Source organism: Cupriavidus sp. SS-3, assembly GCF_035818815.1.
Lineage (GTDB): Bacteria > Pseudomonadota > Gammaproteobacteria > Burkholderiales > Burkholderiaceae > Cupriavidus > Cupriavidus taiwanensis_C.
This window is the reverse complement of record NZ_JAYLVT010000001.1, coordinates 726,692-747,893: the sequence shown is the minus strand read 5'-3', so window position 1 is coordinate 747,893 and position 21,202 is coordinate 726,692. Positions and strand designations below refer to the sequence as shown.

Annotated in this window: 17 protein-coding genes; 5 read left to right on the top strand and 12 right to left on the bottom strand. The window is 69.1% G+C overall.

Features of this window, described 5'->3' with window-relative positions:
• Positions 1-103 precede the first annotated feature (103 nt).
• Positions 104-724, top strand: a complete 621-nt coding sequence (locus U9J39_RS03315; protein ID WP_012356616.1) for a flavodoxin family protein — start codon at positions 104-106, stop codon at positions 722-724.
• A gap of 7 nt (positions 725-731) precedes the next feature.
• On the opposite strand, the gene U9J39_RS03310 is transcribed toward U9J39_RS03315, so the two are convergent.
• From U9J39_RS03310 to U9J39_RS03290, 5 genes are all read right to left on the bottom strand, one after another.
• Entirely contained in the window at positions 732-2,132 is a 1,401-nt protein-coding gene (locus tag U9J39_RS03310; RefSeq protein WP_326346521.1) for a DUF3526 domain-containing protein, read from the bottom strand.
• The gene (locus U9J39_RS03305; RefSeq protein WP_326346520.1) at positions 2,129-3,547 is read right to left on the bottom strand and encodes an ABC transporter permease; all 1,419 of its coding nucleotides are present in this window, start codon (positions 3,545-3,547) and stop codon (positions 2,129-2,131) included. Before U9J39_RS03305 ends, U9J39_RS03310 begins: the two co-directional genes overlap by 4 nt.
• On the bottom strand, positions 3,544-4,260 hold the full coding sequence (locus tag U9J39_RS03300) for an ABC transporter ATP-binding protein (RefSeq protein WP_116314081.1): 717 nt from the start codon (positions 4,258-4,260) through the stop codon (positions 3,544-3,546). The genes U9J39_RS03305 and U9J39_RS03300 overlap by 4 nt, the downstream gene beginning before the upstream one ends.
• Before the next feature lie 18 nt (positions 4,261-4,278).
• On the bottom strand, positions 4,279-6,393 hold the full coding sequence (locus U9J39_RS03295; protein ID WP_326346519.1) for a TonB-dependent receptor: 2,115 nt from the start codon (positions 6,391-6,393) through the stop codon (positions 4,279-4,281).
• A gap of 134 nt (positions 6,394-6,527) precedes the next feature.
• The gene (locus U9J39_RS03290; protein WP_116314079.1) at positions 6,528-6,929 is read right to left on the bottom strand and encodes a hypothetical protein; all 402 of its coding nucleotides are present in this window, start codon (positions 6,927-6,929) and stop codon (positions 6,528-6,530) included.
• Positions 6,930-7,078: 149 nt separating this feature from the next.
• On the opposite strand from U9J39_RS03290, the gene U9J39_RS03285 reads away from it, so the two are divergent.
• Positions 7,079-8,170 carry a methyl-accepting chemotaxis protein gene (locus U9J39_RS03285; protein WP_326346518.1) on the top strand — a complete coding sequence of 364 codons (1,092 nt, stop codon included), beginning with the start codon at positions 7,079-7,081 and terminating at the stop codon, positions 8,168-8,170.
• Between the two features lie 222 nt (positions 8,171-8,392).
• On the opposite strand, the gene U9J39_RS03280 is transcribed toward U9J39_RS03285, so the two are convergent.
• From U9J39_RS03280 to U9J39_RS03250, 7 genes are all read right to left on the bottom strand, one after another.
• Complete coding sequence (locus tag U9J39_RS03280) at positions 8,393-9,730, bottom strand: aspartate aminotransferase family protein (RefSeq protein ID WP_326346517.1); 1,338 nt, start codon at positions 9,728-9,730, stop codon at positions 8,393-8,395.
• Complete coding sequence (locus U9J39_RS03275) at positions 9,727-11,238, bottom strand: N-acyl-D-amino-acid deacylase family protein (protein WP_326346516.1); 1,512 nt, start codon at positions 11,236-11,238, stop codon at positions 9,727-9,729. The genes U9J39_RS03280 and U9J39_RS03275 overlap by 4 nt, the downstream gene beginning before the upstream one ends.
• A 27-nt stretch (positions 11,239-11,265) precedes the next feature.
• Positions 11,266-12,255: a Bug family tripartite tricarboxylate transporter substrate binding protein gene (locus U9J39_RS03270; protein ID WP_326346515.1), complete on the bottom strand. Its 990-nt coding sequence runs from the start codon at positions 12,253-12,255 to the stop codon at positions 11,266-11,268.
• A gap of 171 nt (positions 12,256-12,426) precedes the next feature.
• Positions 12,427-13,782 (bottom strand): AtzE family amidohydrolase, encoded by a 1,356-nt coding sequence (locus tag U9J39_RS03265; protein ID WP_326346514.1) that lies wholly within the window; start codon positions 13,780-13,782, stop codon positions 12,427-12,429.
• Positions 13,779-13,952 (bottom strand): hypothetical protein, encoded by a 174-nt coding sequence (locus tag U9J39_RS03260; protein WP_172581849.1) that lies wholly within the window; start codon positions 13,950-13,952, stop codon positions 13,779-13,781. The genes U9J39_RS03265 and U9J39_RS03260 overlap by 4 nt, the downstream gene beginning before the upstream one ends.
• A gap of 3 nt (positions 13,953-13,955) precedes the next feature.
• Positions 13,956-15,281 (bottom strand): MFS transporter, encoded by a 1,326-nt coding sequence (locus U9J39_RS03255; protein WP_115713767.1) that lies wholly within the window; start codon positions 15,279-15,281, stop codon positions 13,956-13,958.
• Positions 15,282-15,491: 210 nt separating this feature from the next.
• Positions 15,492-16,508: a PAS domain-containing protein gene (locus U9J39_RS03250; protein WP_326346513.1), complete on the bottom strand. Its 1,017-nt coding sequence runs from the start codon at positions 16,506-16,508 to the stop codon at positions 15,492-15,494.
• 234 nt (positions 16,509-16,742) lie between these two features.
• Between U9J39_RS03250 and U9J39_RS03245 the strand changes: the two genes are divergently transcribed.
• The 3 genes from U9J39_RS03245 to betA all read left to right on the top strand — a co-directional run bounded on the left by U9J39_RS03245 (position 16,743) and on the right by betA (position 21,176).
• A complete protein-coding gene (locus U9J39_RS03245; protein WP_326346512.1) occupies positions 16,743-17,864 on the top strand; it encodes an aromatic ring-hydroxylating oxygenase subunit alpha in 1,122 nt (373 codons plus the stop codon).
• Positions 17,865-17,892: 28 nt separating this feature from the next.
• Positions 17,893-19,359, top strand: coding sequence for an aldehyde dehydrogenase family protein (locus U9J39_RS03240; RefSeq protein ID WP_326346511.1), 1,467 nt, complete (start codon positions 17,893-17,895; stop codon positions 19,357-19,359).
• An 86-nt stretch (positions 19,360-19,445) separates the two neighbouring features.
• Entirely contained in the window at positions 19,446-21,176 is a 1,731-nt protein-coding gene (betA, locus tag U9J39_RS03235) for a choline dehydrogenase (protein WP_326346510.1), read from the top strand.
• Positions 21,177-21,202: the final 26 nt, after the last annotated feature.

Sequence of the window (21,202 nt, the reverse complement as noted above, 5' to 3'; positions counted from 1 at the left end):
TTGCCACCCTACACTTCCCTCACCAGCCGCTGCAGCCCGCAAATTTCCATCAGGCGACGCAGCATAACGATATTCAGATTTTCGAAATCAAAGGATCGAAATCATGACCACCGCCTCCACCCGCGTTGCCATCGTCTACCACAGCGGCTACGGCCACACCGCCCGCCAGGCCCAGGCCGTCGCGCGCGGCGCCGGCAGCGTCGCGGGCGCCGAAAGCCTGCTGATCCCGGTCGAGGACATCGACCAGCACTGGGATACCCTGGAACAGGTCGATGCCATCATCTTCGGCGCGCCGACCTACATGGGCAGCGCCTCGGCCCAGTTCAAGGGCTTCATGGACGCGACTTCGCGCAACGTGTTCGCCAAGGGCGGCAAGTGGGCCAACAAGGTCGCCGCCGGCTTTACCAACGCGGCCTCGCGCTCCGGCGACAAGCTGGCGACGCTGCAGCAGATCGCCATCTTCGCGGCACAGCACGGCATGCACTGGGTCAACCTGGGGCTGCCCCCGGGCCACAACAATTCCAAGTCGACCGAGGATTCGCTGAATCGCCATGGCTTCTTCCTGGGCGCGGCCGCGCAGTCGGATGCGGATGTGAGCGCCGAGGTGGCGCCGCCGCCGGCAGACCTGCGCACCGCCGAACACCTGGGTGCGCGCGTCGCCGAAGTGGCGCAGCAGCTGGTCGCGGGCCGGCAGGCGCTGGCGGCGCTGAAGGAAGCGGCCTGAGGCCACGTCAGGGCCGGCCCAGCCGGGCCCGGCACCGCCACAGCAGGCCCAGCAGCGCCGCGGCCAGTGCCAGTTGCTGCAGCCCGGCGCGCCACACCGCATGCCATGGGGGGCTGTCCGTCCAGGCGAAGCGCGGCGCGTCGGCGTAGTCGTGCGGCAGCACGCCGCGATAGCTCATGATGCGCGGCACGAAGAAGGCGCGCCACTCGGCTTCGAAGCGGTTCACCTGCGCCATGTAGCGGGCGTAGCGCGGGGCGTCGTGCCCCGCCAGCCGGTCGGCCGCGAGCAGCAGCGACAGCGGCGGCGACAGCCACGCCCAGCGTTCCGCGTGCTCGAAGCGCTGCGCGCGCACGCGCTCGAATTCGGCCGCGATCGGCTCGATCCGCGCGGCCTGGTCGAGATAGCGCGGCATGAATGAAACCGGCCAGCTGTGCTGGCGCGGCGCGGCCGGCGCCCATTGCGGATGGGCGCGGTACCACGACCGCACCAGGTCCGCCGCGGCGGCTTCGGCGTCCTGCTGGGCGGCGCGCATCTGCACGATCGCGGCCAGCCGCGACGGCATCGGCGCCATGCGGTCGGTCGCCGCCGCGATCATGGCCGGTGCGCCGAAGGTGACCACGGCCCACAGGCCCAGGCCGGCCAGCACCGCCGTGGCAGCGGAACCCGGCAGCAGGTTCAGCCATGCGCTCGCCGCACTCCAGAACAAGACGAAAGCGGTCAGGCAGAACACCCACGCGCCGAAAGCGTGCAGGGTCGCCGCCGGGTCCAGCATGAATGCCAGCAGCGAAGCCAGCACCGCCAGCGTCCACACCGCGCCGGTCCGCACCACCATCGCGGCAAGCAGCAGGCGCCAGCCGGCCGCGCCCTGCGCCAGCGACATCCGCCACGTGCCCTGCTCGCGCTCGCCCTGGACCATGCCCGCGCACAGGCACACCAGCAGCAGCGGCACCAGCAACGCGAGCGCCGTCGCCAGGTCCGCCATGCCGTAGCGCTGCAACAGCGGATTGCCCAGCTTCTCCTCGCTGCGGGCGTCGGTATGGCGGCTTTCCACGGTGACGCGGATGGCGGGCGGCAGCAGCTCGAGCATGCCGCTGGCCAGCGCGCGGCCGCCGGCTGCGGGCAACAGTGCCGCAGGCGCGTGCGCCCGGGGGAAGCGGAACGCCGCCATGGCGGCCTGGTCCCCCGCGGCCGGCGACGCCTGCGCGCCAGCCTGGCGCAGCGCTGCCTGCGTGCCGGCTTCCAGCTGCTGGAACTTGCCATGCCAGGCGCGCGCGCCCAGCCCCGACACCACCGCGCAGGCGCACAGCGCGGCAGCGGTCAGCAGCAGCCCCCAGCGGGCGCCACGCGCGCCCCACAACGCCCGCCATTGGGCCGCCAGCAGGCGCCCGGTCTGTCCGATCTGGTTCATGGCCGCATTCTCCGCAGACAACCGTACAGCCCGGCCAGGGCCACCGCACACCACCACAGCAGGCAGGCGATCTCGGGCCACGCCGCGCGCAGCGCGAAGCCCGCCGGCGGCATGGTGTAGGCAAAGGGCGGGATCGCGCGCCACAGCGATGCGCCCGCATATTTGTCATCGAACGAGGTCAGGCCGCGCGTATGGCCGGCATCCCAGGTATCGATCGCCGTATTGACGGTCTGCCGGTAGCGCTCGGCGGCGGTCTCGTAGTGGCGCTGGTGCGCAAGGTCGGTGCCGGCCATCTTCATGGCGAAGTTGCGCATCGCCAGCGTGGGGCTCAGCAGCGCGGCCGCGCGCATCACGTTCTCCTGCGCCGCGTAGCGCTGCCACAGCGCATCGAAATGCAGGGCGTGGACGCGGTCGGCGTAGGCGTCGCGCTGCAGCCTGCGCAGCGGCGCCGCGCCCACCGGCAGGTCGGCCAGGCGGGTCACGCCGTAGCGCTCCAGCAGCGCCGCGTCATGGCGCGCGGTGCGGGCGGCCAGGTTGCCGTCGCCCGGCAGCCCTTCCAGGTAGTCGTGCTGGATCGCGGCCCAGAAGGCCTGCGCCGATGGCAGCGGCACGGCATGCCGCGCCAGCGCCGCGCCGACGCCGGGGACCACAAAGACAAAGGCCAGCCACAGCCCGGCCAGCGCCAGCAACGCGCTCCTGCCGTCGGCCATCCATGCCGACACCGCCAACCCCAGGCCCGCCAGGATGGCGGTGTAGAGCAGGTAGCCGGCGCCCAGGCCGGCGGCGCGCCACCACACCGCGGCGTCGAGCGCGCCCTCCGCATGGCTGGCCACCACCGGTGCCAGCGCCAGCGCCACCGAAAAGACGGCGAAGCCCGCGACCAGCGCGAGGAACTTGCCCGCCAGCAGGCCGGCCGGGGCCATGCCGACGCCGTGCAGCATCCGCAGCGTGCCGCGCTGGCGCTCGCCGCTGACGGCATCGAAGCTGACCGCAAGCACCAGCAGCGGCAACAGCGCCGCGAACACGAAGCCGGCGCTCAGGTCGCCAAAGCGCGCGGAGGGCAGCGCGTCCTGCGCCGGCTCGAAGCGCGCGAGATTGCGCCGGTGCGGCTCCAGCCACAGCGCCTGGCCGAAGTAATCGCTCAGTCCCGGCTCGATCGCCGTCAGCGCCGAGGCCGGCCGGAACGCATACAGGCCGAAGTGCGCCCCGCGGTGCGGATGCTTGTCGCCCTGGTCGTCCCACTGCTGGCGCGTGGCCGCGGCCGCCTGCGCCACCTCTCCGGCGACCGTGGCATGCCGCTGCAGCGACACCAGCACGGCGATGGCCAGCACCACGGTGCCAATGCCCAGCAGCGCCACGGCCCGCCCTTCCCTGACCATCGCCTTGAGTTCCTTGCGCAGCACGGCCCCGATCATGATGCCGCTCCCGCTGCGCGCGCGTGCGCCAGGTAGGCGGCGGTCAGCGCCTGATGGTCGAGCGTGGACGCGTCGAACTCGGCCACCAGCACGCCGGCACGCAGGATGCCGATGCGGTCGGCCAGCTGCCTGGCGTTGAACAGGTCATGGGTGGCCATCAGCACCGCCATGCCGGCATCGGCGGCCGCGCGCACGCGGCGCGCCATGTCGTCCGCGGCAGCCGGGTCCAGCCCCGATGTCGGCTCGTCGAGCAGCAACAGCGAAGCCGACCTGGCCTGTGCAATCGCCAGCCCGACCTTCTGCCGCATGCCCTTCGAGTAGCCGCGCACGCGCCGGCCCTGCGCCTCGCGCGCCAGCCCGGCGCGGTCCAGCAGCGCGGCGGCCTCGGTGCGCGACAGCGCAATTCCCGCCATCGCGCAGAAATAGTCAAGGTTCTCCACGCCGGACAGGTAGGGATACAGCGCGACATTCTCGGGCAGATAGGCCACGCGCCGCCTGACCGCCACCGCATCGTCCGCCGGCGACAGCCCGTCCACGCGCACCATGCCGGCGGCGGACGGGACAAAGCCCAGGATGGCGTCGATGGTGGTGGTCTTGCCCGCGCCGTTGCCGCCCAGCAAGGCATAGACAGAGCCCGCGGGCACGCAAAGCTGCAGGTGGTCGACCACGCGACGGCCGTCGCGCAGGACGACCAGGTCATGGATTTCAAGCATGTTGGGGTCTCCGTCGGGTCAGAAGAAGTAGCGCGCCGCCATGCCGAACTGCCATTTTGGCTGCGGCGACACCAGCAGCCCGGCTGCCGAGCCATAGGCGGCCTCGGTCGAGAACCGGTGCGGCTGCAGCACCGCGAACAGCGACAGCTGGTATTGCTTCCAGTCAAGCACCCCGCGCAGGTCGAAGCGCGTGTAGGCCGGCATGAAGCGCAGCTGGGTCTGCGGCGTCCCCATGTAGTACGGGATGCCGGTAGTCAGGTAGGCGTCGGCATTGACGGTCAGCTGCACGCCCTGCAGCCGCTGCCGGTATTCCGCCCCGAGCTTGAGCTGGTGGCGCGGCACCGACAGCCTGGCGCCGGTGTTGGGCAGCGGGTTGTTGGCTTCGGCCTGGATGATGTGGCCGTAGCTGGCATAGAGCGAAACCGGCCGCACCGGCCGCCAGCGCGCCTCGACTTCATAGCCCTTGCGGGTGGTGTCGCCCACCGATCGGAACGAGCCGTCCGCCTGCCCGACGATCTCGTCCTCGTTGAGGGTGTAATAGGCCGCCGCGGTGACCGTCAGGTTGCGCGCCGGGGTGGCGGTGAAGCCCACGTCGTAGGACTTCACCTTCGACGGCGATACGTCATAGACCGTCCCGCCGGGCGCGCCCAGCGGCCCGGGCGCGCCGCTGCTGCTGATCTGCTCGGCGGCCGGCGAGCGGAAGCCCTGGGCGACGTTGGCGAACAGGTCGAGCCCGGGCAGCACGGTCCAGGCCGCGCCGAGCTTCGGCGTGGTGACTCCCTTGAAATAGTCCGTGCTGGCTGCGGGCAGCTTGCGGTTGACGATGTCGTAGTCGAACCAGTCGCGCCGCAGGCCGGCACTGAGCTTGACCGCATCGACCGGCTTGAACTGCGCCTGCACGAACAGCCCGTAGGTCAGCAGGCTCAGCCGCTGCGCGTTGACATAGTTGGCGGTAGGCACGCCGCGCAGCCAGATCTGGCGCTGCGCGTCGCCGTGGTCGCGGCGCACCTCCAGGCCGGCCATGAGCGCGGCGCGCTCGCCGAAGGCAACGTTGCCGGCCAGCCGGCCGCCGAAGATGCTGCGGTCGTCAGAGCCGACGGTATGCTGCACGCTGCTGGTGGCGATACCGCGCTCGCGCTCGAAGGCTTCGCCGTACAGCGTCGCGTACCAGCCTTCTTCGCCGTGCGCGGGCGCGCGGTTCAGCGCGAACATCGAGCGCGTGCCGCTGCCGAAGCCAGGCAGGCCGTACTGGGTCGAGCGCGGGTCCACCTTGCCCGACTGCAGGTCGCTCAGCAGCAGGTAGCCGGCCGCCGTCGATTCAGCGCGATAGTGATTCAGGCGCAGGCTGTAGAGACCTTCGCCGATGCGGGTCGACAGCTTCCAGAACAGATTGTCGCGCTCGGTGCTGCCGTCGTAGCGGTAGCTGTGGGTGCGGTACAGGTCCGCGACGAACAGCGACTCGATCGGTTGCGCGTCAGGCCGCAGCGCATGGCGGCCCGACAGCACCAGGGTGGCGCGCTTGCCGTCGTAGCGGTCCAGCCCGATGCCGAAGCTGGACGGCACCTCGCCGGACTGGGTCCGGATCGGCACCGCGCCGGCCCGGTTCTGGTCGCCGTACAGCGCCGACACCGGCCCCTTGATGACATCGATCTGGCCGATCATGTCCGGCGTCAGCCATTCCAGGAAGGCCGGACCGTGCCCCGCCCCTGCCTGGCTGGACGGCATGTTCTGCGGCACCCCGTCGACATAGACCGCGGTGTCGGCACCGTGCGTGCCCTGGGTGGCAAAGCCGCGCATGCGGAAGCCATTGCCGGTATCGCCCTGGTCGATATTGTTGGCCACCACGCCGGGCACGCGGCGGAACATGTTGGAGATGTCCCGGCCGATATTGATGGTGGCCAGTTCCTCGGCCGTGACCACCGATACCGCTGCCGGCAGCCCCGCGCTGTCGGTGGTGACGACGTTGCGCCGGTCGTGCGGTCGGTCGTCCTGCGTCGCCACCACGCTGACGTGCGGCAGCATGCCGTGACCGGCTTCGGCCGCGGCGGGCTGGCTGAGGAGACCCGATGCCAGCGGCAACAGCGCGCAAGCGAAGGCGCGCGCGGTACCCGTGTGTTCGTTGTTGTTGTTCATGAACCCTTGCGACGGCGCGCACGGAAGCCGCTGCGGGCAGCGGGCGGGCCGTACCAAATCCAGACGTGAGCAAGCCACCCGCCGGGGCTGGCGGGCGGGGAATCAGACGTAAGCGGAAGGCGGCGCCGCGGCGTTCAGCCGGCGGCGCAGGGCAGCGCCGGGGGCGCGCGCAAGGTGGGGGGTGAAAGGAAGCGTGTGCGCCATGGCGGCGCGGTGACAGCGACCGGCCGGCTCCGCGACAGCAAGCGCCGGATCACGCCCAGCAGCTGGGCCGCGAACGCGATGCACAGGAACAGATGCAGCCGGGGCGAACACCAGAGGCAATCGCACTCGGTCTGGTCTTCGGCGGGGGCGCGCCCGGATTCGACGGCCCCGGCTCCGTCGAACTGGTCTGCAGCCACGGCCATGGCCGGGTTCGCCGCCGGCGTCCGCGCTTCCGGCACCGCATGCACGTGCGTCACCGCGGCCCACGCCTGCACGAGAACGAGCAGGAGCACGGCCCAGGCGAGACGCACGAGGTTCGCATGCAGACGCATTGAAGGTGGCGCTGGCGGTTTCGACGGGCGCCATCATAACGCAACTCAATTGCAAATGTAAGCGGCGCCGCTCGCAAGAAGGCTAAAGCCCTCGCCCTTTCCCGCCGTTAAGCAATGGGGTCGCATTGGGACGGAGACAGGAGACAGAGATGCAGAATCTTGGCATTCGCATACGCCTGGGCGCGGCGTTTGGCGCCATGTGGTCGCTGATGGCGATCGGGACCGCGGTGGCCGTGCCGCGCATGCAGGACGGCGCCGATGCGCGGCGACTGATGATGGCGCTGGCCGCAGCCGGGCTATGCCTGGCGGTAGGCGCGGTCTGGGGACTGTCGCGCGGCATCGAGGCGCCGCTGTCCGAAGCCGTCCACATTGCCGAAACCGTGGCCGCGGGCGACCTCAGCCAGGAATTCAATACCGACCGCGGTGGCGAGTTCGGCCGGTTGCTCGGTGGTCTGGGCGAGATGGAAGACATGCTGACCGACCTGGTCACGCGCATCCGCACCGCCACCGACTCCATTACCGACGCCTCGCACCAGATTGCCGCCGGCAATACCGACCTGTCGCAACGCACCGAAGAGCAGGCCGCGGCGCTGCAGCAAACGGCATCGAGCATGGGCGAGCTGACCGCAATGGTGCAGCAGAACACCGAACGCGCCCGCGCCGCCAACGGCATGGCCGCCAGCGCCTCGGACATCGCCGCGCGCGGCGGCGAAGTGGTGGGCAACGTGGTGCAGACCATGTCGGCGATCAGCGCCAGCTCACGCAAGGTCACCGACATCATCGAGGTGATCGAAGGCATCGCCTTCCAGACCAATATCCTGGCTCTGAACGCCGCGGTCGAAGCGGCCCGCGCGGGCGAACAGGGCCGCGGCTTCGCCGTGGTCGCGGGCGAGGTGCGCACGCTGGCACAGCGCAGCGCCGCCGCGGCGCGCGAGATCAAGCAGCTGATCGACGATTCGGTGCAGCAGGTCGACAGCGGCTCGGCCCTGGTCGGCCAGGCCGGCACAACCATGCAGGAAATCGTCCAGGCCGTGGCCAGCGTCACCGGGCTGCTGGGCGAGATCACCACCGCATCGGAACAGCAAAGCGCCGGCATCGCCCAGGTCAACGAAGCGGTGGCGCAGATGGACACCGTCACGCAGCAGAACGCCGCGCTGGTGGAGCAGGCGGCCAGCGCGTCGCAGGCGCTGGCCGGGCGGGCGACGGAGTTGCAGCAGGTGGTGGGGGAGTTCAGGCTGTAGGGGTGCCGGCTAGCGCGGGCCCGCTGCGCGTTACTTGCGTCGGTCGATTCAAACGCCCGCTTGTGTACTCCCTCTCCCGCTTGCGGGAGAGGGTCGGGGTGAGGGCGGGAGTCTCTACGAAGTCAGGCCTGCGGTATGCCACCGCCTGCCCTCACCCCCTGCCCCTCTCCCGCAAGCGGGAGAGGGGAGCAAACCACCTTCAAACTGGTCCCTTTCAGTAAATCAAGCGGTAACGCTCGCTGGCAGCACCGCCTGCACCGCCACGGCAAAGCGGTCGACGATATTGTCGATATCCCGCGGCGTGCAAATAAACGGCGGTGCGAACAGCACGTGGTCGCCCTGCACACCGTCGACGGTGCCGCCCATCGGATAAACCAGCAGCCCGTTCTGCATTGCCGCGGATTTCAGCCGCGCGTGCGTCTTCAGCGCGGGATCGAGCGTGGCCTTGCTGTCGCGGTCGGAGACGAATTCCACGCCGACGAACAGGCCGCGACCGCGCACATCGCCCAGGTTGGGGTGGTCGCCAAGTGCCTCACGCAGCCGCTGGCGCAGTTGCTCGCCGCGGGCCAGCACGTTGGCCAGCAGCTTGTCTTCGGCAATGGTCCGCTGCACCGCCAGGGCCGCGGCGCAAGCCGTGGCGTGCCCGATATAAGTGTGGCCGTGCTGGAAGAAGCCGCTGCCGCCGACGATGGCGTCGTAGATCCGGCGCGTCGACAGCATCGCGCCGATGGGCTGGTAGCCGGCGCCCAGCCCCTTGGCGATGGTGACGATATCAGGCACCACGCCGTCCTCTTCGCAGGCGAACAGGTAGCCGGTGCGGCCCATGCCTGACATCACCTCATCCAGGATCAGCAGCACGCCGTACTTGTCGCACACCGCGCGGATGCGCTTCAGGTAGTCACCCACCGGCGGCACCGCGCCGGCGGTGGCGCCGACCACGGTTTCGGCGACAAATGCGGCGACGGTTCCGGGACCGAGGTCCTGGATTTTCGCGTCCAGTTCGTCGGCCAGCCGCTGCGCGTATTGCGCATCGGTCTCGCCCGCCTGCCGCTCGCGGTAGGCATAGCAAGGCGACACGTGGTGGGCCGGCACCAGCAGCGGCAGGAACGGCTCGCGCCGCCACGCGTTGCCCCCGATCGCAAGCGCACCGAGCGTATTGCCGTGATAGCTCTGGCGGCGCGCGATGAAGTGGCGCCGCGCGGGCTGCCCGACCTCGACAAAGTACTGGCGCGCCAGCTTCAGCGCCGATTCCACTGCCTCCGAGCCACCCGAGACGAAATAGACATGATCGAGATCGCCCGGCGCGGCCCGCGCCAGGGTATCGGCCAGCGTCTCCGATACCTCGGTGGTGAAGAACGAGGTGTGCGCATAGGCGATGGTGTCGAGCTGCGCCTTGATCGCCTCGATCACGCGCGGATGGCCGTGCCCCAGGCACGACACGGCGGCGCCGCCGGAGGCGTCCAGGTAGCGCCGGCCGGTGCTGTCGATCAGTTCGATGCCCTGCCCGGCCACGGCAACGGGCAGTTGCTGGCGCGGATTGCGATGGAATACGTGGGTCATGATGGTGTGGTGATGGCAGTGTGTTCGGTGGCAAGGCGGCGCAGCACGCGGCCGGAAAATGCCGGCCGCGCGCTGCCGGCGGCATCCCCGGCCTGCGCGCCTTGTTGCCAGACCTGTGCGCCGTTGACCCAGACGCCGTCGATGCCGGTGCTGAGCTGCAGCGGGTCTTCAAAGGTGGCGCGGTCCTGCACGCGCTGCGCATCGAACAGCACCAGGTCGGCAAACGCGCCCGGCGCGATGCGCCCCCGGTCTTGCAGGCCGTATTGCTGCGCGGCCAGCCCGGACATCTTGTGAATCGCGGCTTCGAGCGTCAGCAGCTGCTCTTCGCGCACCATGCGCGCGAGGATGCGCGGGAAGGTGCCCCACTGGCGCGGATGCGGGCGCGGGTCGAACGGCAGGCCGTCGGAGCCGAACATGGTCAGCGGGAACTGCGCGATGCGCGCGACGTCGCGTTCGTCCATGATGAAGTAGATCGCCGCCGCGGGACGCAGGCGGGCGAGCAGCGCTTCCTCGTCCAGCCCCAGTTCCTGCATCAGCTCATGGAAATCGCGGCCGCCCGCCGCGGGATAGCCGGTGGACCACGTGATCAGCGTGCGCGTGGACTGGCGCACGCGGTCCAGCCGCAGCATGGTCGAGGTCGCGGGGTAAGGATGGCAGTCCAGGCACAACGGCTGCAGGCGCGCGGCCTCGGCCAGCAGTCCCAGCGTTTCGGCCGAGCGGCCATGGTTGCGCTTGCCCGCCACCTTGTGGTGCGAGAACACCACCGGGCAGTCCAGCGCGCGGCCGATGCGCAGCGCCTCCTCGATCGACGGCACGATGGCGTCGGTCTCGTCGCGCAGGTGGGTGGAATAGAGACCGCGATGGGTGCGGACCGGCTCGCACACGGCAATGATTTCCGCTTCAGTGGCGGCGGCAGCCGGCGGATAGAAGGTGCCGGTGGACACCCCGAAGGCGCCCGCCTCCATCGCCAGCCTGACCTCCTCGCGCATCGCGGCTATCTCCGCGTCATTGGCGGGGCGGTCCAGCTCAGGCATGGCACGCACGCGCAGCGTGGAGTGCCCCAGCAGCGGCACCACGTTGACGTTGGCCGGCGCCGCGCGCAGCGCATCGAGCCACTGCGCGAAGGTATCGAAGCGGAACAGCGTGGGCGGGCCCAGCAGGTCCAGCGGCTGCGGCGGCGCGCCGCTGAGCAGCGGCGCCACGCTGATGCCGCAGTTGCCGGTCACCACCGTGGTGATGCCCTGCGACACCTTGGGCGTCATGTCCCGGTGCACCAGCAGGTAGCCGTCGTCGTGCGTATGCGCGTCGATAAAGCCCGGCGCCAGCACGCGGCCGCCGGCGTCGACGGTGTGGTCCGCGGCGATGCCGGCGCAGTCGCCTACGGCAACGATGCGGTCACCGCTGACCGCGACATCGGCGCTGCGGCGCGCCGCGCCCGTGCCGTCCACCACCGTGGCGTTGCGAAAGAGCAGGTCGGCGCGTTGGGGCGCCGGGGATTGCGATGCCATTGTCAGTCCTTGTCTCGTCGACGGGCCTTACTGCGGCGCGATGCCGGCCTGCCTGACCACCGCCGCCCATTTGTCGGTTTCGCGTGCGGCATAGCCGGCCAGCGCCTGCGGCGTGCCGCCGACCGGCTCGGCGCCCAGCGCGGCGAATTTCTCGCGCATGGCCGGCTCCGCCAGCGCGCGGTTGAAGGCGCCGTTGAGCCTGGCCACCACGTCGGCGGCGGTGCCCTGCGGCGCCACCAGGCCGCCCCACGCCACGCCCTCGAAACCCGGCACGCCGGATTCCGCGATGGTCGGCAGCGCCGGCAGCAGCGGCGAGCGTGTCAGGCTGGTCACGGCAAGCGGCTTGAGTTTGCCGGCCTTGATCAGCGGCAGGATGGTGGGCATGTTGTCGATCAGCACGTTGACCTGGCCGCCCACCACATCGGTTGCGGCCTGCGGACTGCCCTTGTAGCCGACATGGGTCCAGGCAAGGCCCGCCTTGTCGGCCAGCAGCTGCCCGGTGAGGTGGCCGGACGTGCCTTGTCCGGGCGAGGCGTAGGTGACCTTGTCCGGGTTGGCCTTGATGTGCGCCACCAGCTCGGCAAACGTCTTCACCGGCATGTCGGGACGGACCGCGATCACGTTCGGCACCTTGAACAGCAGCACCACCGGCACCAAGGCGTCGGGCCGGTACGGCAGCTTGCGGAAGGTGCTCTTGTTGATCGACAGCGTGACGTTGTTGGCGTAGCCGAGCGTATAGCCGTCGGGCGCGGCGCGCTCGAGCTCGGAGATGCCGATCACGCCGGAGGCGCCGGGCTTGTTGTCGATCACGAAGGACTGGCCCAGCGACTTGCCGGCCTCGGCGCCCAGCGCGCGCATCAGCACGTCAGGGCTGCCGCCGGCTGCCGACGGCACCACCAGGCGGATCGGTCGCACCGGATAGGTATCGGCCGCCGCCGGGCCGGCCAGGAGGGCGGCGCCCAGCCACAGCAGGGTGGCCAGCGACCTTCGCTTTTGCTGCTGCCTTTGCTCTTGCATCTCGATATCCCGTTCAGTCCCTGGGTTGGCGCCGGTCAAGGCGCTTGCAGTATAGGGGCACTTCCGCAGCCAATGCAACATTTGTTTCTCTAGATGATTCATACGAAACAATTAGAATGGACATTCGCGGCAACCAGCCTTTTGTACGCCAATTCCTCGATGAAACACTCGTTACATAGATCGGGGAACCGCCCTGCGGCACAGGCCCTCCACCTCGAGAAAGCGCCCCGCCGCCAGCGCCAGGCTTTCCCGCCACGGCGGTGCCACGATCTGCACGCCGGCGGGCAAGCCCGGGCCGGCACAAGGTGCGGCCACCACCGGCAGGCCCGCCAGCGACAACGGCCGCGTCATGTGGCCGGCATCGGCGCGCGGCCGGTAGACGCGGCCGGCAACTTCGACGGTCTCGGCGCCGATCGGCGTTGCCGCATAGGGAGTCGAGGGCGCCAGCAGCAAGTCGACCTCATCGAACAGCGCCAGCAGCCGCTGCCGCCACGCCGACTGGTACTGGCACGCGACGTCATACCAGTCCCGCGGCATGGCTAGCCCGGCCAGGATGCGCTGGCGCACGAAGGCGCTGTAGCTGCCATGGCGCACGGAGAAATCCATGGCCAGGTGGTTGCGTCCGACTTCATAGGCGGAAATCACCGACGCCGCATCGCGTGCGGCATCCGCGTCGGGCAGGTCGATGGTGCGCACCGCGCCGAAGGCCGATGCCACTCGCAGCACGGCCGCCTGCACCGAAGGCTCGCCGAAATCGGCAAAGCCCTGGCCGAGCACGCCGACGCGCAACGCCGCGACACCCCTGCCTTGCTTATCCTCGGGCGCATCCATGCCAAGCATGGCCGCATAGGCCAACGCGAGGTCGCCGGCATTCCCTGCCATCGGTCCCACCGTATCCAGGCTCTGCGCATACGGCACGCATCCCCGCAGCGATAGCCGGCCCGTGGTCGGACGCAGTCCCCAGATGCCGCAGAACGCGGCCGGCGCGCGGATCGAGCCATTGGTGTCCGAGCCCAGCCCGAACGGCACCACGCCGGCCGCCACCAGCGCCGCGGTGCCCGCCGACGAACCGCCGGTGATGCGCGCCGGGTCGAGCGGGTTGCGCACCGGGCCGCCGATCACGTTCTCGCCGGTGGCGCCGCATGCGTATTCGTCCATCGCCGCCAGCGCGACCGGCACCGCGCCCGCGGCCACCAGCGCCTCGACCGCATCGGCATCGCGCGTCACCGGCGGCTGCTGCGCGCGCGGCGCGGCGCCGGCCAGCGTGGCGTGGCCGCGCACGTCGAGCAGGTTCTTCACCACGAAGGGTACGCCGGCAAGCGCTGGCACCGGCAGGCCGTGGGCGCGCCGGCGGTCCAGCGCCGCCGCCTGCGCCAGCGCCCCGTGCGCCAGCAGCGCCGAGCAGGCATTGAGCGGCGCCGCGGCTGCGGCGCGCTGCAAGGCGTCGCGCACCAGCTCGACGGCAGGGCGCGCGCCGCTGCGCACTTGCGCCGCCATGGCGGCAGCGGCCAGGGAGTCAGCGGTCATGCTGCCCCTCCCTCTTGCGCCAGCGCCTCGCGCAGGCGTGCCACCATCGTTGCCATGCCGGCCAGCAGCGCGGCGGCCTGCTCGCAATCCTGCGGCGCAACCGGTAATTGCAGAGGTGCCGTGGCTTGCGCTACCAGGCGGGCGGGATCATCGCCACATGCTTGCATCATGGTTCAGCTCCGCGATTGCATCAGCTGGCGCGGGATCGCCAGGATCAGCACCGCCGCGGCCAGCATCAGCCCGGCCAGCGCCAGCACGCCCAGCGAGATGCTGCCCGTGCTCTGCTTGATCCCGCCCATCAGCACCGGGCCGATCAGGCCCGCCAGGCTGGCGGCGCTGTTGATCATGGCGATTCCTCCGGCCGCGGCGGTGCCGGCCAGCACGCGGCCCGGCAGGCCCCAGAACATCGACAGGGTCGCCATCAGCCCGGAAATGCCGATGGTCAGGAACACCATCGCCACCACCGTGTTGTGCGGGAACAGCGTGCTGGCCCACATGCCCGCCGCCGCCACCAGCAGCGGCAGCGCGGCGTGCAGGCGGCGCTCGCCGGTGCGCTCGGCGTGCGCCGCGTTGACGTTCATTACCACGCAGGCCACGGCATATGGGATCGCGGTCAGCATGGCAATCTCCAGCGGCGACGACATCCCCGTCGACTGGATGATGGTCGGCAGCCAGAACACCAGTCCGTAGTTGCCGATATTGAAGAGCAGGCAGATCGCCATCAGCATCCACAGGATCGGCGACTTCAGCGCGGCGCTGAAGCGGGTGTTCTTCTTCGCGTTCTCGGTGCTGAGGGTGCGGGTGATGGTGGCGGCTTCGGCCGGCGTGAGCCAGGGCGCGGCCTCCGGCGCTTCCGGCAGCATGCGCAACAGCAGCAGGCCCAGCAGGATGGCTGGCAGCGCCTCGATCAGGAACATCCATTGCCAGCCGTCGAGCCCGTGCAGGTCATGCGTGGCCGACATCAGCGCGCCCGATATCGGCCCGCCCAGCACCATGCCCAGCGGCATTGCCAGGAACAGGATCGACATGATGCGCGACTGGCGGTCGGCCGGGTACCACTTGTTCAGGTACATCACCGCCGCCGGGAAGAAGCCGGCCTCGGTCACGCCCAGCAGGAAGCGCGCCGCGTAGAACTCCACTGGCGTGGTCACGAACATGGTGGCGGCCGATACCAGCCCCCACAGGATCATGATGGCCGCCATGCAACGGCGCATGCCGAAGCGGTAGATCAGCAGGCTGCACGGCACCTGGCACAGCATGTAGCCCCAGAAAAAGATGCCGGCGCCAAGGCCGTAGACCACGTCGCTGAGCCCCAGCGCCTGCTGCATCTGCAGCTTGGCAAAACCGACGTTGACCCGGTCGAGGTAGCTGAAGAAGTAGCACAGCACGATAAACGGCACGATGCGGCGCGTGACCTTGGCGAACGCCGTGTCGGCGGCGTCCGGCAGCGCGCCGGCGTGGGCGGGCGCCTGGGGCATGGCTGGCTTGGCCAGGGACATGATGGTTTTCTCCTCCGTGGACAGGCGCGCGGGGGCCGGCGCCAGGAGCTGCCATCATAGCCGGTCATGAAACAAACGTTCCAGCATGGTTTACACTGAAACAAACGATATTCGCGGAACCAGGTGACGGAAACCTCCCGCCCAAACAAAAAGGGCGGCAATGCCGCCCTTCAATGACCCGGCCGCTGCCCGGCCAGCCTGCTACAAGCCCTATCCGGGCGTAACGTCCTGCGACGCCCCCACCATGGTCAGCGCGTTGCCGTGCTCGTCCAGCGTGACCTCGCCTTCTTCATGGATGTCGCGCAGGCTGCCGTCCGGCAGCTGGATCCGGTAGTCGACCCGATACGGCGCCTTGTCGACGATGGCGGCGCGGATCGCGGCCTGCACGCGCGGGCGGTCGGCCTCGACGATCGATGCCAGGTAGCGCTCCATGGTCACCTTGAACGCCTGCGGGGCCCAGCCGAAGATGCGGTAGGCCTCGTCGGTCCAGGCGCAGTCGTCGGTCTGGATGTTCCAGTACCAGCCGCCCAGGTGCGCAATCTGCTGCGCCTTGGCCAGCAGCGCCTCGCTCTGGCGCAGCGCGGCCTCGGCGCGGCGACGCTCGGTAATGTCAAGGCTGACGCCGATCATCTTGACCGGGCGCTGGTCGAAATCGCGCACCAGCGTGGCCCGCGACGAAATCCAGCGCGTGTTGTCCTCATGCACCACGCGGAATTCCCACTCGTGCATCTCCTGCGCACCCAGCGTGCGGGTCAGCACTTCCTTCAGCCGCGCCACGTCGCCGGGATGCACGCAGGCCCAGAAGTCATCCATGTTGCGGATATGGCGGCCGAACAGCGAGACATCGTTGGACGAATAGGTCAGGCCATCGGTCAGCACGTTCCATTCCCAGGTGACGATGCCCGAGACCTCCTGCGCAAACTTCATCCGCGCCTCGCTTTCCATGATCTCGGCGAGGTGCTTCTGGCGCAGTTCCTTGATGTGCGGGTCGGACGCGGTGCTGGCCTCGAGGTCGGCAATGGCCTGCTCGCCGTAGCGCAGCCACAGCCAGTTGACGCCCAGGTAGCGGGCCAGCGCGAGCAGGCGCTCGTATTCGATCTCGCCGCCGCGCGTCCACTTGTGCACGGCCGACGGCGATACCGACAACGCCTCCGCCACCTGCTTGAGCATGATCCTTTTGCCTTCCAGCACCCCCTTCAGGCGCGTGGCAAAAGTGTCTTCGGTCATGGGCGCTCCTCCGCTTTTTTTCAACCGATGGTGAATTGAGTAACTCGAACCTTACACCATCCCCGTTATTTGCGCGAACTCATAGCCATCATCAATTTATATCAGCGAAACCATCGCTTTTTTCAATTGCAACAACCGGCCTGACCTCACTAGACTCCATCTCACATTACTATTGGTGATTTAATTTACTTATAGTGAATCGACAAGGCACGGAGACCAACGAGGAGACACCCCATGCAAGAGACCGCCGCCCCCGTCTGCAGCACCACGCCGCCGCTCGCCTACACGCTGCCGGCCCACTACTACACGTCGCAGGAGGTCTTCGAGCAGGAAAAGAAGACCATCTTCGCGCGCAGCTGGGTGTGCGTGATGCACAAGAGCCAGGTGGCCGAGAACAACCAGTACGCCACCGCCCAGGTAGCGGGCGAGAACATCTTCGTGGTGCGCGGCCGCGACGGCGTGCTGCGCGCCTTCTACAACGTCTGCCCGCACCGTGCGCATGAACTGTTCGCCGACGGCGCCGGCAAGGCGAAGAACGTGATCACCTGCCCGTATCACGCCTGGTCGTTCGGCCTGGACGGCAAGCTGATCCACGTGCGCAACGCCGAAAACGTGCCGGGCTTCTGCAAGGACAACGCCGGGCTGACGCCGGTGCGCGTGGAAGAGTTCTGCGGCCTGGTGTTCGTCAACCTGGACATGGACGCGAAGCCGCTGGCCGAACTGGCAGGCAGCCTCAACGACGAGATCCGCGCGCGCTGCCCGGATGTCGACAAGCTGGTGCCGGCGCACAAGCTCACCTACGAGATGAAGGCCAACTGGAAGGTTGTAGTCGACAACTACCTGGAATGCCTGCACTGCCAGACCGCGCACCCGGCGCTGGTGGAGTCGATCAGGATGGAGACCTACAAGCATGAAGTGCGCGGCCTCTACACCAGCCAGGTCGGGCAGACCCGCTCGGGCAGCGACGCCTTCACCTATGACAGCGACGCCCCCAACACCGACTTCGCCGCGTACTGGCTGTGGCCCAACGTGACGCTGAACGTGCTGCCGGGCGATGGCAACTACGGCGTCTTCTACATGTTCCCGGTGGATGCCGACACCACCATCCAGCACTTCGAGTTCTACTTCCGCGACAGCACGCCCACGGCCGAGCAGGAACAGCTGATCGAGTACTACAAGAACGTGCTCAAGCCCGAAGACCTGAGCATCGTCGAATCGGTGCAGCGCGGCCTGAAGTCGCGCGGCTACCGCAACGGGCAGGGCCCGCTGCTGGTCACCGACGACAAGACCTCGGCCATTGGCGAGCACGGCGTGCAGCACTTCCAGCAGATGGTGCTCGACGCCCTGGCCGCCTGAAACCACCAGATCAACCGGAACCGCAGCAATGATCCAGACCCAGCTCTATATCGACGGCCAGTGGCAGTCGCCCATCGACCAAGGCACGCGCGCCATCGTCAGCCCGGCCGACGAAGCGGTGATCGCCCAGGCCGCCGAAGCCACCCGCGCCGACGCGCGCCTGGCCATCGCGGCCGCGCGCCGCGCCTTTGACGGCCCGTGGCGCCAGACCACGATCCGCGACCGCGCCAGGCTGCTGAACAAGATTGCCGAACTGATCGACCGCGATGCCGAAAAGCTCGCCCACCTCGAATCGCTCAACACCGGCAAGACCCTGACCGAAAGCCGCACCGACATGGGCGATATCGCGGCCACCTTCCGCTACTTTGCCGGGCTGGTGGCATCGGAATCGGGCGCCGTCAACGAAGCGCCGCACCACGTGATCAGCCGCACGCTGCGTGAGCCGGTCGGCGTGTGCGGCCTGATCACGCCGTGGAACTACCCGCTGCTGCAGGCCGCGTGGAAGATCGCGCCGGCGCTGGGCGCGGGCAACACCGTGGTGATCAAGCCGAGCAACCTGACGCCGCTGACCACGCACCACTTCACGCAGCTGGTGGCCGAGCTGGACCTGCCGCCGGGCGTGTTCAACCTGGTGACCGGTGGCGCGGAGGTGGGCGCGGAACTGGCCGAAAGCGTGGACGTGGACCTGGTGTCCTTCACCGGCGGCGCGTTTGCCGGCGAGAGCATCATGAAGGCCGCCACCGGCAACTTCAAGCGCATCGGCCTGGAGCTGGGCGGCAAGAACCCGAACATCGTCTTTGCCGACGCCGACCTGGATGCCGCGGTCGACTACGCGCTCAACGCCGCGTTCTTCCACGCCGGACAGGTCTGCTCCGCGGGCTCGCGCCTGATGGTCGAGGACAGCATCTATGATGCATTCATCGGCCGGCTGGCCGAACGCCTGCCGCGCATCGTGATCGGCAACGGCTTCCATGGCGAAACCCAGATGGGCCCGGTGCAGTCGGCGCAACAACACGAGAAGATCCTCGGCATGGTGCAGGCCGGCATCGCCGAGGGCGCGCGCCTGGTCCACGGCGGCAAGCGGCCGGCGGGCGACGTGTTCAAGAAGGGCTACTGGCTGGAACCGACGCTGCTGGCCGACGTGACGGCAGAGATGAAGATTGCGAAGGAGGAGATTTTCGGGCCGGTGATCACCGCCGAGCGCTTCCGCTCAGAGGAAGAAGCGCTGCGTGCCGCCAACGACACGCCGTATGGCCTGGCCGCCGCGGTCTGGACCCGCGACCTGGACAAGGCCAACCGCATGTCGCGCGCGCTGCGCTTCGGCACGGTGTGGGTCAACGACTACCACCCGTACTTCCCGGAAGCGCCGTGGGGCGGCTACAAGGCGAGCGGCATCGGCCGCGAGCTGGCCCGCATCGGCCTGGACGAGTACACCGAGCTCAAGCACAGCTATATCAACCTCGCCCCGAAGGCGATGGGCTGGTTCGGCGCCTGAGCGCAGCTGACTTCGCAATCGCGTGCGCGGTGGCACCGCCCCCGGGGCTGCCACGCACGGCGTCACGCAAACAAGGAGATTGCACCATGCAGGCAATCCATGAATACGACTACATCATCGTCGGCGCGGGCTCGGCCGGCTGCGTGCTGGCGGCGCGGCTGACCGAGGATGCCGATGTCTCGGTGCTGCTGCTGGAGGCAGGCGGCCCCGACTGGCGCCTGGACTGGCGCACGCAGATGCCGGCGGCGCTGGCGTATCCGCTGCAGGGCACCACCTACAACTGGGCCTATGTCACCGAGCCCGAGCCGCATATGAACAACCGGCGCATGACGCAGGGCCGCGGCAAGGGCCTGGGCGGCTCGTCGCTGATCAATGGCATGTGCTATATCCGCGGCAATGCGATGGACTACGACGGCTGGGCGCAGAACCCGTCGCTGCAAGACTGGAGCTACGCCGACTGCCTGCCCTACTTCCGCAAGGCCGAGACCTACGACAAGGGTGCCAACGACTACCACGGCGGCAACGGCCCGCTGCACGTGACCACGCCCAAGGCCGGCATCAGCCCGCTGTTCGACGCCTTTATCAAGGCCGGCGAGCAGGCAGGCTACGGCCGCACCGATGACCTCAACGGCTTCCGGCAGGAAGGCTTCGGCCCGATGGACCGCACCACCACCGCGGGCGGGCGCCGCTGCAGCACCTCGCTGGCCTACCTCGACCAGGCCCGCGAACGTCCCAACCTGACCGTGCATACGCGTGCGCTGGCCGACCGCATCCTGTTCGCCGGACCGCGCGCCATCGGCGTGTCGTACCTGCAGGGCGACCACGTGCGCGAAGCCCGCGCGCGCCGCGAGGTGATCGTCAGCAACGGCGCGATCGCATCGCCGCAGCTGCTGTTGCGCTCCGGCGTTGGCAATGCCGACGAACTGCGCGCGTTCGGCATCGACACGGTAGCCGACCTGAGGGGCGTGGGCGAGAACCTGCAAGACCACCTGGAGATGTACCTGCAGTACGAATGCACCAGGCCGGTCTCGCTGTATCCGGCGCTGCAGTGGTGGAACAAGCCGGCGATCGGCATCGAGTGGTACCTGCGCGGCACCGGCACGGCGGCCTCCAACCACTTCGAGGCCGGCGGCTTTATCCGCAGCAGCGACGAGTTCGCCTGGCCCAACCTGCAGTACCACTTCATCCCGCTGGCAATGAACTACGACGGCAGCAACCCGGTGAAGTCGCACGGCTTCCAGTGCCACGTGGGCTCGATGCGCTCGCCCAGCACCGGCTTCGTCAAGCTGGCCAGCCGCGACCCGCGCGTCAAGCCGCGGCTGCTGTTCAACTACATGGCGCACGAGGTGGACTGGCGCGAGTTTCGCGCCGCGGTGCGGCTGACGCGCGAGATCATCGGCCAGCAGGCGATGGACCAGTTCCGCGGCCGCGAGATCAAGCCCGGCATGATGGTGCAGAGCGATGCCGAGATCGACGCCTTCGTGCGCGACCATGCCGAGACCGCGCTGCACCCGTCCTGTACCTGCAAGATGGGCCACGCCTCCGACCCGATGGCGGTGGTCGACCACCAGGGCCGCGTACATGGCTTGTCTGGCCTGCGCGTGGTCGATGCGTCGATCATGCCGAAGATCGTCACCGGCAACCTGAACGCGCCCACCATCATGATGGCCGAGAAGCTGGCCGACGTGATCCGCGGCCGCGCGCCACTGCAGCGCTCGACGGCGCCTTACTACAAGGCCGCGCCCGCGCGCATGCAGACGGTGGCGGAGCGCGCGCAGCCGCCTGCCACGCGCATGCCCCTGCCAATGCCCGCCTGATCCCAGCGGCGCGGCGCGCGGGCCTT